This is a genomic window from Sphingobacterium sp. WM, assembly GCF_029542465.1.
In the GTDB taxonomy this organism is placed as follows: Bacteria; Bacteroidota; Bacteroidia; order Sphingobacteriales; family Sphingobacteriaceae; genus Sphingobacterium; species Sphingobacterium cellulitidis.
The window spans coordinates 2,086,769-2,102,312 of sequence record NZ_CP120709.1; the positions used below are offsets into that span (position 1 = coordinate 2,086,769).

Here is a 15,544-nt window from a genome sequence, read left to right on the forward strand (position 1 = left end):
TCTATCTATATAAACTAGCGGATTTAGCCCGTAAGTATTTAGTAACAGCAAAATAGGTACTCATACCTGAAATTAAAATCCCCAATCCAAGTACGATCGCAAATATCATCGCAAATTCAAACCAGTCTCTTAAAAAAACTAATTCAGGGACTTGTTTCTGCGCAAATTGTAACGTTAAGATTAATAATAATATAGCAATCAATGCTCCAATTAAACCATGTGCAATCCCATATAAAATATATGGTCGACGAATAAACCCTTTGGTCGCCCCAATCAATTGCATACTCTTGATCAAAAATCTTTGTGAATAAATGGCTAATCGAATGGTATTGTTAATCAATGCAATCGCAATAATTAATAAGATAACCGTAAAAGCTAAAATGACAATACTGATAACGCGAATATTCTTATTCACCATGTCAATCAAGGATTCCTGATAAACAACCTCCTTGATGCGACTATTCTTGCCAATCTTATTTATAAAGGTCTGTATCGAATCACTATTCGCATATTGCTCCTTCATATAAACATCAATCGAAGGTAATAATGGATTTCTTCCTAAATACTCTACGAAATCTTCCCCTAAATCCTCCCTAAGATTTTTGGCCGCAAGTTCCTTACTCACATATTCTGAACGCAATACATACGGATCTTTCTCCAAATCTTTCTGCAAGGATAAAACATCCCCTTCATTTACATTATCATTTACAATAACATTCAAAACAATGTTTTCTTTTACATAACGAGATAGATTTTTTGCATGGACTAGAATTAATCCTAATAGACCTGTCATCAATAAAACCAGTGCAATACTGATTACGGTAGATACGTATACTGATTTCGTTTTTTTCCTTGGTGAACCCTGTTCGATCACTGACATATATTTGTTTCTGCGTTTATCCTTGCGAAAGTAAGGATTTATTTTTTTCCAATACTAATTTTCTAACAACGAATATCTGAATTTATTGTATAGAATAAAAAACTTTTATACCGAATTTACCCTAAATTCGCTAATTTCGCAATTCTTTGTACCATACTTTTATAAATTATAATGGAGTATACCCATCAATCAATCGAGCAAAAATGGCAAAAGTTTTGGGCTGAAAACCAGACCTTCAAAACTTCTGAATCTACTGAAAAACCAAAATATTACGTTTTGGACATGTTCCCTTACCCTTCGGGTGCTGGTCTGCATGTGGGACACCCGCTCGGTTATATTGCCTCTGATATCTTCTCAAGATATAAACGTTTAAAAGGTTTCAATGTATTGCACCCAATGGGTTATGACTCCTTTGGATTACCAGCTGAACAATATGCCATCCAAACTGGTCAACACCCCGCAATTACAACAGAAGCAAATATTAATCGCTATAGAGAACAATTAGATAATATCGGATTCTCGTATGACTGGTCTAGAGAAGTGCGTACTTCTGAACCTAACTACTACCGTTGGACTCAGTGGATTTTTATGAAACTTTTCGATGCTTGGTATAATAAAGAAGCTGACAAAGCTGAACCTATTACTACTTTAATCGAAAAATTCGAAAATAATGGAACCACTGGTATTAAGGCTGAATCTGATGATGATGTCTTAACATTTACGGCAACCGAATGGAAAGCTTTAGCTGAAAAAGATCAACAAATTGAACTTCTAAAATATAGATTAGCATTCTTAAGAGAAAGTACTGTAAACTGGTGCCCAGCTTTAGGAACCGTATTGGCTAACGATGAAGTAATCAATGGAGTATCTGAAAGAGGGGGATATCCTGTTGAACAAAAGAAAATGATGCAATGGTCTATGCGTATTACAGCATATGCTGACCGTTTGCTTCGTGGATTAGATACCATTGATTGGCCAGAGCCTTTAGTGGAAATGCAAAGAAACTGGATTGGTAAATCAGTGGGTGCAAGTGTGAAGTTTCCAGTTCCTCAATTAAATGAAAATATTGAAGTTTTTACCACGCGTGTTGACACAATTTATGGAGTTAGCTTCGTGGTATTGGCTCCTGAACATGAATTAGTTGCTGATTTAACTACAGCGAACCAAAAGGCTGAAGTTGAGGCTTATATAGATAAAACTTCAAAAAAATCTGAACTTGATCGTTTAGCGGATACCAAAACCGTTTCTGGCGCTTTTACTGGTTCGTATGCGAAACACCCCCTAACTGGTGAAGATGTTCAAATCTGGATCGCTGATTATGTATTAGCGGGCTATGGAACCGGAGCTGTAATGGCTGTGCCTTCAGGGGATCAACGTGATTATCTATTCGCTAAACACTTTAACTTACCAATCGTTCCTATTTCTGATTCTCAAGATATTAGTGAAGCTGCCGACCCTAATAAAGATGGGAAATATATCAATTCTGATTTTATCAATGGAATGACTTATCAAGAAGCTGTTCCTGCTTTAATTGAAAAACTAGAAACCCTTCAGTTAGGAAAGGCTAAGATTAATTTCCGTATGCGTGATGCCATCTTCGGAAGACAAAGGTATTGGGGAGAACCTGTACCAGTTTACTTTAAAGATGGTTTGCCTTATTTAATTAAGGAAAATGAATTACCTCTATTATTACCAGAGGTGGATAAATATTTACCTACTGAATCTGGAGAACCTCCTCTTGGACGTGCTGAAGATTGGAAATACCAAGATCAATACGAATATGAATTAAGTACTATGCCGGGTTGGGCTGGATCTTCATGGTATTGGTTCCGTTATATGGACCCTCAGAATGAAAGTAATTTCGCCTCTAAAGAAGCTGTGGATTATTGGAAAGCCGTGGATTTATACATTGGTGGTTCTGAACACGCTACAGGTCACTTGCTATACTCTCGCTTCTGGAATAAGTTCTTGAAAGATTTGGGTTATCACAACGAAGAGGAACCTTTTAAAAAGTTGATTAACCAAGGTATGATTCAAGGTAGATCCAACTTTGTATATAGAGTCCTGGATCAAGAAGGTAAGGGAACTAATCAATTTGTATCCTTAGGATTAAAAGATCAGTATAATGTAAATCCTCTACATGTGGATGTAAATATTGTTCACAACGATATCCTTGATTTAGAAAAATTCAAATTGTCCCGTCCTGATTATCAAGATGCAGAATTTATACTTGAAAATGGAAAATACATCTGTGGAACCGAAGTTGAAAAGATGTCAAAATCTAAATTCAATGTCGTAAATCCTGATGATATCATTGAACAATATGGTGCTGACACCCTTCGTCTTTACGAAATGTTCCTAGGACCGTTGGAACAAGCAAAGCCTTGGAACACAAATGGTATTGAAGGTGTATATAAATTCTTACGTAAGGTATGGCGACTGTTTCATGATGCAGAAGGAAACTTTAAGGTTTCAGATGAGGAACCATTGAAAGCTGAATATAAGGCTCTTCATAAAATCATAAAAAAGGTAGAAGAGGATATTGAACGATTCTCATTTAATACTTCTGTTTCTGCATTTATGATCTGTGTCAATGAGTTAACGGATTTAAAAACTAATAAACGTAAAATCCTGGAAGATTTATTGATCGTCCTTGAACCATATGCTCCGCATATTACTGAAGAATTATGGTCTAAACTTGGTAATGAAGCCGGTTCAATTTCCTATGCTAACTACCCAGAGTTTAAGCCAGAATATTTAGTAGAAAGTGAATTTGCTTATCCTGTATCTATCAATGGTAAAATGAAAATGAATCTCCCATTGCCTTTAGATTTGGATCAAAAAGCAGTTGAAGCTGTATTAAACGAAAATTCTGACGTTCAACGTCTACTTGACGGTAAACCAGTTAAAAAGATCATCTTCGTAAAAGGAAAGATTATCAATATGGTCGTGTAATCAATTTTCATTAGAAAATATATAGAAAGGGATGATATTCATCCCTTTCTTTGTTTATTGACTGCAAATTTTATCCCTGCATCAATTCATTAAAATGCTTCTTAATATTGGCTGCTATTTTATCGATAGGTAAATCATCTGAATCACCTCCAAATGGTTCTTCAATGGACTCACCAATCATTTCTAAAGTAGCCAATACATAGAAGATAAATGGAACTGCAGCAACAACAAAATAGCCCATTGAAAATACTAACCCTATTGGCAGTGTAACTGTATACAACACTATAAAGGTCTTAATAAAAGCACTATAGCCCAGTGGAATCGGAGTGTTCTTTATTCTTTCGCAGGCACCTGTGATTTCTGTTAGTGATGTAAGTTCTTTGTTTAGTACAATCAGTTGATCTCCAGTGATTTTACCCTCGGCATAGAGGATGTTTGTCTTTTTATATATTAATCCCGCAACTTGATTGGGACCATGCTTTTTTTCATCCAAATCCCTCAATTCCGGATGCTCTACCTCGTCTAACATAAACTTCGTATAGTCTGACCGGAGATAATTAAATAAAGTCTCTGCAAATAGAGGAATAGATTTCTTATAAAAACTACGGCTCACCTTATCTTCTGGATATAAAAATGCATTTAATTTAATAGCTAAGGTCCGGCTGCTATTTGTTAATGCACCCCATTGTTTCCTAGCTTCCCACCAGCGATCATATGCGGTATTCGTCCTGAAAACCAGCAATAAGGATAATACAAACCCTAAAAGATTATGAACAGTCGTAATATTTCGCATCCATGTCCGATCGGATAACTTTAAATATTCTAACTCCCAATATGCTAATGCCCAGGATACCAAAACCGAAATTATTAAATAGGGAAGTAGGCGCTTGAAAATTTTACTGTTGTGTAAATAAGATATGGTTTTAAACCAGTCCTTGGGGTTGTAAACAATCATTGAATATTTTTTTTGACTATAACCTTGAAATAGCCTATTTTCACGCAATATGTCAAAAAACCGCAAAACAGTCAAGAAAAAAGTTGTCTCTGAAAAAGAGATTAATAGAAATTTACTGTTTTGGAGTATTGCATTACCCGTATTATTGGTGATAGCAATTTTTGCCTGGCAACATCGGGCAGGATTATCCTATCTGATGATAAAATGGTTTGAGAAAGACAAAATGGTTGCTGAAGATAATAGCAAATTTGATATCCGTAATATTGAATTGATGCGAAGACATAATGATAAAATCTTCGGAATCGATGTCTCGCAATACCAGGGAAACATTTCCTGGTCTGAAGTCCTGACCATTAACGATGAGTTCCCAATCGATTTTATTTATATAAGAGCTACGATGGGCGAAAAGGCTAAAGACAGTAAATTCAAACAGAATTGGAAAGAAGTCAAAAATAGAAATAAGCTTAGAGGAGCTTATCATTATTTCCGACCTAATGAAAACTCAATAAAACAAGCCAATAATTTTATTAAAACCGTTGAATTAGAACCTGGAGACTTACCACCTGTATTGGATATTGAAGAAATGCCAAGAAATCAATCTATGGATAGTTTAAAAACAGGGCTCAAAAGATGGTTAACTATAGTGGAAAAACATTATGAAATAAAACCTGTTCTATACTCAGGAGATAAATACTTTGCAGATTTCCTCGAAAAGGAATTTGCAGACTATACCTTGTGGATTGCCAACTATAATTTCTGGATTGAAAAACCAAAAAAACACTGGAATTTTTGGCAATTCTCAGAAAAAGGTACAGTAAAAGGTATCAAAGGACCCGTAGATCTTAATCTCTTTAATGGTAATATTGAAGAACTCGAAAAACTTAGCTTAGAATAAAATCTTAGGATTGGACATCAGTTTTTTTGTTCCTAAATTTATACCATAAAATTTTTAATCTTGGATTTCATTCTAAATTTTAAACACGAATAATAATGGCCTCATTTAACGAAATATTACAAAAGAATTCATTGGTTTTGATTGATTTCTCCGCTGCTTGGTGTGGACCTTGCCAAATGCTTGCCCCAATTCTGAAAGAAGTAAAAGATGAAATGGGTGATAAACTATCTATTATTAAAATTGATATCGATAAAAATCAAACCGTCGCCAATAAATTTCATGTCCAAGGGGTACCGACTCTAATTTTATACAAAGATGGTAACCAAGTTTGGAGACAAAGTGGATTACAACCAAAACATGAATTGATCAAAATTATTAATTCATTCTCTTAATATATCAATCTGAATTAATATATCAATCTGAATTAGATAGTAAATAAATCTTACTACTGATCAAATTGAATCAAAAAAGGAAAGCAGATATTGAGTATCTGCTTTCCTTTTTTGATTAAGCTTATCCCTAATCTATATTGGCGGTTTCGTCATTCGAGGGGTCCTTCACTTTTAAACTCAATTTATCGATACGATGACCATCCATATCTAGAACTTCAAATTCCAGATTTTTATAAATAACTTTTTCGCCTTCCTCCGGAATATGATCCAATAATAAAAAGACTAATCCAGCAACTGTTGTTAAATTGCCTATTTCATCTTCATCATCTTCTGTTAGATCCAAATGAAACATTTCAATAAAATCATCTAACTGAAAACTTCCATCAATCACATAGGTGCCATCTTCTCGTTTTCGGATGGTCTTCTTTTCTTCTGTTTCTGGTGAATCAAAACCTCCAACTAAGGAGGCAACAATATCTGTCATGGTAATAATCCCTTGTGGACTCCCGTATTCATCCACGACAACCGCCTGTAATACCTTTGACATCTTTAATGTTTGCAAAACATTATAAGCATAGGTGTTTTCATTGACAAATGGAATAGGAGTGACTAACTTACTCAAATCCATCTCCTTGGTGGTCAGATATTCTTTTAATAAAGTCTTGACATGAACCAAACCTATTACATGATCAAAATTCCCATCACAAACAGGGTATTCCGTATGCTCATCAGCAATGATACATGCTTTATTTTCATCAAAGGTATCTTGGATATCGAGATAGGTGATCTTACTTCGATGAACCATTAAATTAATGGCCTTTTTATCGCCTAAACTCAAGACCCGATCCACCATATCATGCTCAATCCCCTCAATCGCACCACTATCAACTCCCTCATCAACTAAGGCTTTGATCTCTTCCTCCGTAACAGCATTCTGATTGACCTTGATATTTAACATCTTAACAATGAACTCCGTCGAAATACTTAACAACCATACAAATGGTTTCACAATTTTACTTAGGATATTCATCGGTACTGAAATAAACGATGCATATTTTTCTGGTATCGCCATTCCAATCCGCTTCGGAACTAATTCCCCAATAATTAATGATAAATAAGTGATGATTAATACAACAAGCAAAACTGAAACCTGGCTACTATAAGGTGCCAATGCCTCTATTTTATTAAGTTGCTCAGCAATATAAACAGATATGGTACCTCCAGAAAAGAATCCCGTAAGAATCCCGATCAGGGTAATCCCAATTTGAACCGTTGATAAAAAATTATTTGGATTTTCTTTTAATTGTAAGGCTGTCCGAGCACCTTTGTTTTTGGAACTCGCGGCTTGCAATCTCGCCTTTCTACTCGATACAATCGCTATCTCTGAGGCTGATAGGATTCCATTTAAAACTATTAAAATAAGAATTATTACTATTTCCGTGACCATATGGTATTAAATACGCTATTCTTCTAGCAAATTACAAAATATTCTTCTCAATGATGGATTAAAATTTATTTAAAAGCAAGTCAACAACCAGCAATTAATACTTTTTTTTAATTGAATTGTTTTTTATTATGCAACCGTTTGATTATAAAAAAGATTTTATTTATTGATTCCTATTATTGATATTGCATTCAGATACATACTATGTTGAATGAATTTGAAATAATGTCAACCAAAAAAACTGAAAATAGCATCAAATCGGCGAAGAATTTTAAACTTGAAGGTGAAATCATAGACTCGGTCCCTTTTGGATCAGGCCATATTAATGATACCTTCAAAATTACAACCAATAGCCCCCTAAATAACCTTTATTTATTGCAACGTATTAATCATCATATCTTCCAAAATGTAGAAGGTCTAATGAATAATATTGAATGCGTTTGTAATCATTTAAAGAAAAAATTAGCCCATTTGGGTGAAAATGAAGTGCTTAAAAGGACAATGACTATCGTGCAAACATTGGATAATAAAAATTATTTCCAAGATGATAATGGTGATTATTGGAGAGTATTTCATTTAATTCCCAATACCCGTTCCTATGATATCCTTGAAACCCAAGAGCAAGCTTACTCCGGTGGAATGGCTTTCGGCCAATTTCAAAAGCAATTGAGTGACCTCGACCCCCAAAATATTGTAGAAATATTGCCTAATTTCCATAATATTGAATTTAGACTTAACAATCTAAGAGAATCTATAAAAAATAATCCAGTCAATAGAGTAGAGGCTGTGCAACCTCTTCTAGATTATATCTTTGAACGTGAAGAAAAAATGAGAACTGTCCTTGAATTAGGCCGTTCAAATTTGCTCCCACTAAGAATTACTCACAATGATACCAAATTCAATAATGTATTGTTGGATGCAAATGATAAGGTGCAATGTGTGATCGATTTGGATACCGTAATGCCTGGTTATGTGGCTTATGATTTTGGTGACGCCATCCGTACCATAATTAATTCAGCCGCTGAAGATGAAGCTGATGTCTCTAAAATTGTTCTCAATATACCACTCTTTCAGTCTTTTGCCGCTGGTTATCTATCTGAGGCCAAAGAGTTTTTAACGGATACAGAAATAGATTCATTAATCCCAGCAGTGCATTTATTACCGTACATGCAAGCTGTTAGATTCTTGACTGATTATATCAATGGTGATACCTATTATAAAATTGCTTACCCCGAACACAACCTTGTTCGTACTAAAGCTCAATTAAAATTGGTGCATGAACTCGAAATAAATCACGATAAATTAACCGCTATATTAGCTGAGAATCTAATGTCTAAATAACATGAAAGAACTCTTAGTAAAAAAAGTCAATCTCGATAGTACAAACTTAAATTATCCTAGTTTAGCTAATGAATTAGCTGAACTCGAGTGGAACGCTATTGATCAAAGCCCTTGGAAACAAGAATTCCCAGTAAACCCTGAAGCTAAATTTCAAATTGCTTATGATAGTCAATCGATTATCTTGCATTATGAAATAACTGAAGAATTTGTCAAAGCGCAGTATATCAGACCAAATGAAAATATTTGGGAAGATAGTTGTGTAGAGTTCTTTATTTCTTTTGATCAAGGTAAGACCTATTATAATGCTGAATTTAATGTATTAGGAACAGGACTGATTGGATATGGCTCTTCAGACAAAGAAAATAGAAATAGATTGACCGCTGAGGATATTTTAAAGGTTAATACCTTCACTCAGGTGAAAAATATCAATGGTATAAAAACCTGGAATATCATTCTGACCTACCCATTTTCATTATTTGCTAGGACTTCTGAACAATTATCCGGCTCATCAGCAACAGCTAACTTTTATAAATGTGGGGATAGCCTTCCTAATCCTCATTTTGTAGCTTGGAATAATATCGATTTCCCTAATCCAAACTTTCACTTACCTGAGTTTTTTGGGAAAATAAATTTTGAATAAAAAATATCGGCAAGTTGAATTGGGGTTCAACTTGCCGACCTACATACATTTACCCATTACTATAAGGGTCCTATTACAAAAACTTTTCTATCCATTCCTTATATGCTGCCATAAAGGAATCCAAGAATTTCTGACAATCTTTATTTACCAATTTTCCCGAATCATCAAAATTTGAAGCCACATTTCCAATATAGGCTTCTGGTTGTGCCATCGCAGGTACATTGATAAATACTAAGGATTGCCGTAAATGATGATTTGCACCAAAGCCACCAATACCGCCAATCGAAGAACTGATAACAGCTCCCGGTTTTCCATCCCATACATTCTTACCATACGGACGTGAGGCTACATCAATCGCATTTTTTAATACGCCAGAAACTCCACGATTATATTCCGGTGTCACAAATAATACTGCGTCCAAGGAAGAAACAACCTTCCGGAATTCTACATACTCAGATGGTGGATTACCCTGATCTAGATCTTCATTGTAAAAAGGAAGCTGTCCTATTTCAATAATACTTAAATCATATCCTGATAGGGAAGCAGATATTAAATAATTCGCAATCTTACGATTAAATGATTCCTTTCTCAAACTCCCTACAAATATTCCAATTTTTTTATTTGCCATAATATTTTCTTTGTTGTTAGTAATAACAATTTTCCTCCCAAAAAGTTATTTAGATATTTATTATTCTTATTTTCAAATCTTACATGGCTAAATTGTCTAACGAATTTGCTGAAGTCTGGTTTTTTAATCAAGGTTGGAATGCCCATCAATTTCAAAAAGATTGTTGGGAGGCCATTATTGATGGTAAATCTGGAATCCTGAATGCACCTACTGGTTACGGTAAAACATTTGCCATTTGGTTTGGTATACTTGATCATTATTATTCCCAACAAAATAAACTACAATCTAAACCAACCAAAAAGTCCCTACATACCCTTTGGATCACGCCATTAAGAGCTTTATCCAAAGAAATTTTTAAGGCTACAAAACAAGTCTCTCAAGACCTGGAATTAGATTATGATATCGAGCTTAGAACAGGAGACACTAGTACTACTGAACGTCAAAAACAACGCAAAAACCCTCCCCAAGCCTTAATCACAACGCCTGAAAGTGTACACCTCATTTTGGCAACCAAAGAGGGCCAGGCTTATTTCAAAAACCTCGAGTTTATTGTGGTCGATGAATGGCATGAATTACTTGGTTCTAAAAGAGGAGTCCTTATTGAATTAGCGATAAGCAGATTGAAGGCAATTAATCCTAATCTCAAAATTTGGGGGATATCTGCAACGATTGGAAACCTAGAAGAAGCCAAACAAATATTATTGGGACCCTATTCGAAAGGAACCTTAATAAAAGCTGATATTCATAAAAAACTAAGTATTCAAACCGTATTTCCTGATAATTTAGAAAAATTCCCCTGGGCAGGGCATCTTGGAATTAAGTTGTTAGATAAGGTCGTCGATATAATTAATCAATATCAAACAACCTTAATATTTACAAACACCAGGTCTCAAGCTGAAATATGGTACCAACAAATAATCACCTATTACCCTGAATTCGCTGGACTGCTGGCAATTCACCATGGATCCTTAAGTGATGAAGTCCGTAATTGGGTGGAAGAAGCTCTCCACCAAGGAAAACTAAAAGCAGTCGTATGTACCAGTAGCCTGGATCTGGGAGTGGACTTTAGACCAGTAGACTGTGTAATCCAAATTGGATCGCCCAAAGGAATTGCTCGTTTTCTTCAACGTGCTGGCCGTTCCGGACATAGACCGGATGCAACTTCTGTAATCTACTATGTCCCAACTAACTCATTGGAAATTATTGAAGGTGATTCCCTAAAATTCGCAGTTAAAGAAAATATTGTGGAAAGCAGAATTCCATATATCCGTTCTTTTGATGTATTGATCCAATATCTTATGACGCTCGCAGTCGGGGATGGATTCTATGCCGATGAAATTTTACAAGAGGTAGCACAAACGCATTGCTTCGAATCGATTACCCAAGAAGAATTTGACCAATGTATGGCCTTATTGATCCATGGTGGGTCAACCTTACAAGCTTATGATGATTTTCATCGCTTGGTTTTAGTAGATGGAAAGTATAAGGTAACTTCTAGAAAATTAGCAATGAGACATAGACTATCCATTGGTGCAATAGTTTCAGATTTGATGATGCGTGTGAAATTTCTTTCTGGGAAGTACTTAGGATCAATTGAAGAATCTTTTATCTCAAAATTAAATATTGCTGATGTATTTTGGTTTTCCGGTAGACAACTCGAATTGGTCCAGATTATCGCTAATGATGCAATTGTAAAACCCTCTGAAAAAAAGAAAGGTGTGGTTCCATCTTGGATGGGAGGTAGGTTTGCCATTTCTCCTGACTTAGGTGTTGCCATTCGGCATAGCTTTAAAAGCATTCATAAAACTACTGGGATTAGTCCTGAGATAAAATTCCTTAAACCATTATTCAAAGAACAGGAGTCTCTTTCAGCTTTACCTAAAGAAGATGAATTACTCGTCGAGTATATTAAAACTAAATATGGTTTCCACCTTTTCTTTTACCCATTCGAAGGAAAACTCGTTCATGAAGGGATGGCACAAGTTATTGCCTATAGGCTCAGCCTTATGAAGCCAGCAACTTTCTCCATCGCAACGAATGAATATGGCATTGAACTCCTCACGGATATTGACTTTCCTATCGACCAAAAATTACTAAATAAGTTATTTAGCCCGATTAATTTACATCAGGATATTAATTCCGGCATAAATGTTCAAGAAATGGCAAGACGCCGGTTCAGGGATATTGCCGGAATAGCTGGCCTTATTTTTCAAGGATTCCCTGGAAAACAAATGAAAAGTAAACACTTGCAAGCAAATGCTGGCTTGTTCTTTTCCGTTTTCTCTGAATATGACCCTTCAAACCTTCTTCTCCGTGAAGCTTATGATGAAGTGTTTGATTTTCAGCTTGAAGAAGGTCGTATGCAACTGGCATTCGATAGAATTAATAATCATAAAATTATTTTTAGCAAGCCTCTCAAACTAACTCCTTTCGCTTTCCCTATATTTGCCGAATCTTTTAGGGAAAGATATTCAAATGAAGATTGGCAAAGCCGTCTCGAAAAACTTAAAGATCAATTACTAGATGGCTAAACGCATTGAATTAAATGGATTAGAAGTATTTTTGCTCGCTCAAAAAGTTATCTATATCCCCAAATACTTTTTGTTGATTATTTCTGATTGGCATTTGGGAAAATTAACCCATTTTAGAAAAGAAGGTCTCTTTGTTCCTGCACCAGCAATTGAAGAAGAATTCGAAAACTTAAACCTCCTCATTCAAAATCTTGACCTCAAGGAAATCGTATTCTTAGGTGATCTATTCCATTCCGATTGGAATTCCGATTGGGAAAAATTAAAAACCTATATCAACACCATCAGCAATCAATCTATCTCCTGTACATTGACAAAAGGTAATCATGATATCCTGACTCAATCCCATTTTCAAAATATGAATTTGAAAATCAGAGAAAGTATTATCCTATCTGAAGGCATAGTGTTATCTCATGAACCATTTAATGACCTACCTGATTACATGTATAACATCGTTGGACATATACATCCTGGATGTTTAATCGAAACTTCAGCTAGGCAATCCTTCCGTTTGCCTTGTTTCTTCCTCCAAAATAAAATCCTCACAATGCCAGCATTCGGTAAATACACAGGCCTCCATTTGGTGAAAAAAGAAAAAAATAATCGAATTTTTGCAGTTGTAAAAGACAGTGTAATAGAAGTTTAATTTTATTCTTCCTCATTGTATTAACAATTTTATCTCTTATCTTAGATTTATTAAATTGCTAAAGCGGTTTATCAAAATTTCTATTAACCTATTTTATTCTGAAAAGCATGTCAAAGAAATTAAGTTCTATTGCTTTATTATTTCTTTTTGTTAGTTGTGTATCGACGAAATCGGATGTCGCAACTACAAAAGACATCGTATGGACGCTAGGAGGTTTTGAAAGACCGCAAGGCGTAAATCCCATAATCAGCCCAGACTCTACAACAACGTTCCTTGATCCTATGAGTGATTCTTTGGTTCGTTGGGAGGAAAATGACACCTTCAATCCGGGGGCCGTCGTAAAGGATGGAAAAGTTTATGTTCTATATAGAGCTGAAGATAAATATGGGATAGGAATAGGTTTTCGAACTTCAAGATTAGGCCTCGCCGAAAGTAAGGATGGTATTCATTTTACCCAACATAAAGAACCAGTCTTATTCCCAGCTAAAGATGATCAAAAAGAATTTGAATGGCCAGGGGGCATTGAAGATCCGCGGCTTGCCGTAACTGAAGATGGGACCTATGTCGTTTTTTACACCCAATGGAACCGAGATGTTCCTCGACTAGGTGTAGCTACCTCTAAAGACTTAATAAATTGGCAAAAACATGGCCCAATTTTTAGAAATGCCAAGTATCAAAAAGTTTTCAATGAAGGTCATAAATCCGCTTCAATAGTCACCAAATTAAAAAATGATAAACTAATCATCACTAAAATTGATGGTAAATATTTTATGTATTGGGGTGAACATGGCGTTTCAGGTGCGACATCAACGGACCTGATTAATTGGGAACCTATTCTAAATGAAGAGGGGAATCTGGCTAAATTTATCAAGCCTAGAGAAGGGTATTTTGACTCTGCACTAACTGAATGTGGTCCGCCTGCTGTAATGACCGATAAAGGTATATTGCTACTTTATAACGGGAAAAATCATAATAATAAAGTTTTAGCAGATCCTCGCTTTAATTTAGGAACCTATAGCGCCGGACAAGTGCTATTCTCCAGTAAAAACCCAACAGAAGTAATCCAACGCATGGATGTCCCTTTTCTAAGACCAATGGAAGATTTTGAAAAATCAGGACAATACAAAGATGGAACTGTTTTTCTACAAGGACTTACGTATTTTAAGAATAAATGGTTTCTATATTATGGTTGTGCTGATTCGAAAGTAGGAGTAGCAGTTTATGACCCTAGTAAATTAACCGATTTTGACCCTGTCCCAGAAAGTTAGAAGCTAAACATCTCTATTTGCCAGATTCCATAAATGATCTGCTGGATTCAATATCATTTCTAATATGCTTGATTTTCCTATTCTCGTAATACTCTATGTATTCTGATCTTGTTTTAAATTTAGCATCTGGATTACTTTCATAGTCGGATATAGTTTTTAATATTTCCGAATTCATTGGGTTCGTATCAATAGTATCTTTTAAATACTGCTTCATCTGTTCCCGATCATATCCGAAAATTAATTCTACATCCAAGTGGAAAACATTAGCAAAGCCAAACTTGGAATTGTAAAGCTGGTAAACATCCTCCGCATCCATATGCTTATATAATAAATAAGCATTAACATCTAAAGCATAATACAAAATATCAATTTCTTGACCCTTTATCTCTTCATCCAAAAGCCATTTAATAAGTGGCTTATCTGCTCTTTCATTATTTTCAAACAATTCTAGGATCAACATAGCCCTATTCCAAGCATTCTTATCATAACTCCAGTCTTTATTAGGGATCGGAGCAATATTCAACTTGAACCTTTCCAACCTGGAAACATCAGAATCCTTTCTGAAACCCTCGATTATTTCTCTTAATTCTTCCTTTTTAATGGAATTATCTTTCATCTTCACTTATTTTTCTTCTACAATAGACTTTCCCTTGGAAAAATCACCACAGGTCCATTCCCAATTTTCATGCAATCGTACTTTGCCATTCGCCATGATTTCGGGAATTGACTCACATTTTCCGGTCATCATTTCGCCACGAATATTAACTTGATGATAGCTCATCTCAATGGTGCCATACTCACTTACCAAACCTAAAAGATGCCCGTATTTTATGTTTCCACCATAATACTCGGCGAATACAATATTGCCAATCTGTTTATAATGAAATTCCGTCTCAGTATTCGTTTCTCCAGTCGAACTATTTTCAACCGTCCGAAAAACCTTATTATGATAGTTAACCATTAACATAATTC

At 35.2% G+C, this 15,544-nt stretch carries 14 protein-coding genes; 8 read left to right on the forward strand and 6 right to left on the reverse strand.

All coding sequences use genetic code 11. The features are described 5' to 3' along the window. Nucleotide 1: 1 nt before the first annotated feature. A complete protein-coding gene (locus PZ892_RS08975; protein ID WP_094256409.1) occupies nt 2–880 on the reverse strand; it encodes a permease-like cell division protein FtsX in 879 nt (292 codons plus the stop codon). A gap of 171 nt (nt 881–1,051) precedes the next feature. Between PZ892_RS08975 and leuS the strand changes: the two genes are divergently transcribed. Continuing rightward, entirely contained in the window at nt 1,052–3,835 is a 2,784-nt protein-coding gene (gene leuS, locus PZ892_RS08980) for a leucine--tRNA ligase (protein ID WP_277712847.1), read from the forward strand. Nucleotides 3,836–3,905: 70 nt separating this feature from the next. Here leuS and PZ892_RS08985 read toward each other — a convergent pair whose 3' ends face one another. Beyond that, nucleotides 3,906–4,790, reverse strand: a complete 885-nt coding sequence (locus PZ892_RS08985) for a bestrophin family ion channel (protein WP_277712849.1) — start codon at nt 4,788–4,790, stop codon at nt 3,906–3,908. Nucleotides 4,791–4,839: 49 nt separating this feature from the next. Between PZ892_RS08985 and PZ892_RS08990 the strand changes: the two genes are divergently transcribed. Further along, nucleotides 4,840–5,685, forward strand: coding sequence for a glycoside hydrolase family 25 protein (locus PZ892_RS08990; RefSeq protein ID WP_277712851.1), 846 nt, complete (start codon nt 4,840–4,842; stop codon nt 5,683–5,685). A 95-nt stretch (nt 5,686–5,780) separates the two neighbouring features. After that, nucleotides 5,781–6,077, forward strand: a complete 297-nt coding sequence (gene trxA / locus PZ892_RS08995) for a thioredoxin (RefSeq protein WP_094256412.1) — start codon at nt 5,781–5,783, stop codon at nt 6,075–6,077. A gap of 127 nt (nt 6,078–6,204) precedes the next feature. On the opposite strand, the gene PZ892_RS09000 is transcribed toward trxA, so the two are convergent. Beyond that, nucleotides 6,205–7,524, reverse strand: a complete 1,320-nt coding sequence (locus PZ892_RS09000) for a hemolysin family protein (RefSeq protein ID WP_277712852.1) — start codon at nt 7,522–7,524, stop codon at nt 6,205–6,207. A 222-nt stretch (nt 7,525–7,746) separates the two neighbouring features. Here PZ892_RS09000 and PZ892_RS09005 point away from each other — a divergent pair, with 222 nt between their 5' ends. Both PZ892_RS09005 and PZ892_RS09010 read left to right on the forward strand, forming a co-directional pair. After that, on the forward strand, nt 7,747–8,862 hold the full coding sequence (locus PZ892_RS09005; protein ID WP_277712853.1) for a phosphotransferase: 1,116 nt from the start codon (nt 7,747–7,749) through the stop codon (nt 8,860–8,862). A 1-nt stretch (nt 8,863) separates the two neighbouring features. Then, nucleotides 8,864–9,502 (forward strand): carbohydrate-binding family 9-like protein, encoded by a 639-nt coding sequence (locus PZ892_RS09010; protein ID WP_277712854.1) that lies wholly within the window; start codon nt 8,864–8,866, stop codon nt 9,500–9,502. 73 nt (nt 9,503–9,575) lie between these two features. On the opposite strand, the gene PZ892_RS09015 is transcribed toward PZ892_RS09010, so the two are convergent. After that, nucleotides 9,576–10,130 carry an NADPH-dependent FMN reductase gene (locus tag PZ892_RS09015; protein ID WP_094256415.1) on the reverse strand — a complete coding sequence of 185 codons (555 nt, stop codon included), beginning with the start codon at nt 10,128–10,130 and terminating at the stop codon, nt 9,576–9,578. 83 nt (nt 10,131–10,213) lie between these two features. Here PZ892_RS09015 and PZ892_RS09020 point away from each other — a divergent pair, with 83 nt between their 5' ends. The 3 genes from PZ892_RS09020 (at nt 10,214) to PZ892_RS09030 (ending at nt 14,572) form a co-directional block, all read left to right on the forward strand. Continuing rightward, the gene (locus PZ892_RS09020) at nt 10,214–12,661 is read left to right on the forward strand and encodes a ligase-associated DNA damage response DEXH box helicase (RefSeq protein ID WP_277712855.1); all 2,448 of its coding nucleotides are present in this window, start codon (nt 10,214–10,216) and stop codon (nt 12,659–12,661) included. After that, entirely contained in the window at nt 12,654–13,304 is a 651-nt protein-coding gene (gene pdeM / locus PZ892_RS09025; protein ID WP_277712856.1) for a ligase-associated DNA damage response endonuclease PdeM, read from the forward strand. Before PZ892_RS09020 ends, pdeM begins: the two co-directional genes overlap by 8 nt. Before the next feature lie 107 nt (nt 13,305–13,411). Continuing rightward, the gene (locus PZ892_RS09030; protein ID WP_277712857.1) at nt 13,412–14,572 is read left to right on the forward strand and encodes a glycoside hydrolase family 130 protein; all 1,161 of its coding nucleotides are present in this window, start codon (nt 13,412–13,414) and stop codon (nt 14,570–14,572) included. A gap of 13 nt (nt 14,573–14,585) precedes the next feature. Here PZ892_RS09030 and PZ892_RS09035 read toward each other — a convergent pair whose 3' ends face one another. Continuing rightward, complete coding sequence (locus tag PZ892_RS09035) at nt 14,586–15,188, reverse strand: hypothetical protein (protein WP_277712858.1); 603 nt, start codon at nt 15,186–15,188, stop codon at nt 14,586–14,588. Nucleotides 15,189–15,194: 6 nt separating this feature from the next. Beyond that, nucleotides 15,195–15,539: a n-acetylglutamate synthase gene (locus PZ892_RS09040; protein ID WP_277712860.1), complete on the reverse strand. Its 345-nt coding sequence runs from the start codon at nt 15,537–15,539 to the stop codon at nt 15,195–15,197. Nucleotides 15,540–15,544: the final 5 nt, after the last annotated feature.

What these genes read in the sequence shown, in the direction of transcription:
- PZ892_RS08975 (WP_094256409.1), bottom strand. Translation starts at nt 880, where the DNA reads ATGTCAGTGATCGAACAGGGTTCACCAAGGAAAAAAACGAAATCAGTA.
- leuS (WP_277712847.1), top strand. Translation starts at nt 1,052, where the DNA reads ATGGAGTATACCCATCAATCAATCGAGCAAAAATGGCAAAAGTTTTGG.
- PZ892_RS08985 (WP_277712849.1), bottom strand. Translation starts at nt 4,790, where the DNA reads ATGATTGTTTACAACCCCAAGGACTGGTTTAAAACCATATCTTATTTA.
- PZ892_RS08990 (WP_277712851.1), top strand. Translation starts at nt 4,840, where the DNA reads ATGTCAAAAAACCGCAAAACAGTCAAGAAAAAAGTTGTCTCTGAAAAA.
- trxA (WP_094256412.1), top strand. Translation starts at nt 5,781, where the DNA reads ATGGCCTCATTTAACGAAATATTACAAAAGAATTCATTGGTTTTGATT.
- PZ892_RS09000 (WP_277712852.1), bottom strand. Translation starts at nt 7,524, where the DNA reads ATGGTCACGGAAATAGTAATAATTCTTATTTTAATAGTTTTAAATGGA.
- PZ892_RS09005 (WP_277712853.1), top strand. Translation starts at nt 7,747, where the DNA reads ATGTCAACCAAAAAAACTGAAAATAGCATCAAATCGGCGAAGAATTTT.
- PZ892_RS09010 (WP_277712854.1), top strand. Translation starts at nt 8,864, where the DNA reads ATGAAAGAACTCTTAGTAAAAAAAGTCAATCTCGATAGTACAAACTTA.
- PZ892_RS09015 (WP_094256415.1), bottom strand. Translation starts at nt 10,130, where the DNA reads ATGGCAAATAAAAAAATTGGAATATTTGTAGGGAGTTTGAGAAAGGAA.
- PZ892_RS09020 (WP_277712855.1), top strand. Translation starts at nt 10,214, where the DNA reads ATGGCTAAATTGTCTAACGAATTTGCTGAAGTCTGGTTTTTTAATCAA.
- pdeM (WP_277712856.1), top strand. Translation starts at nt 12,654, where the DNA reads ATGGCTAAACGCATTGAATTAAATGGATTAGAAGTATTTTTGCTCGCT.
- PZ892_RS09030 (WP_277712857.1), top strand. Translation starts at nt 13,412, where the DNA reads ATGTCAAAGAAATTAAGTTCTATTGCTTTATTATTTCTTTTTGTTAGT.
- PZ892_RS09035 (WP_277712858.1), bottom strand. Translation starts at nt 15,188, where the DNA reads ATGAAAGATAATTCCATTAAAAAGGAAGAATTAAGAGAAATAATCGAG.
- PZ892_RS09040 (WP_277712860.1), bottom strand. Translation starts at nt 15,539, where the DNA reads ATGTTAATGGTTAACTATCATAATAAGGTTTTTCGGACGGTTGAAAAT.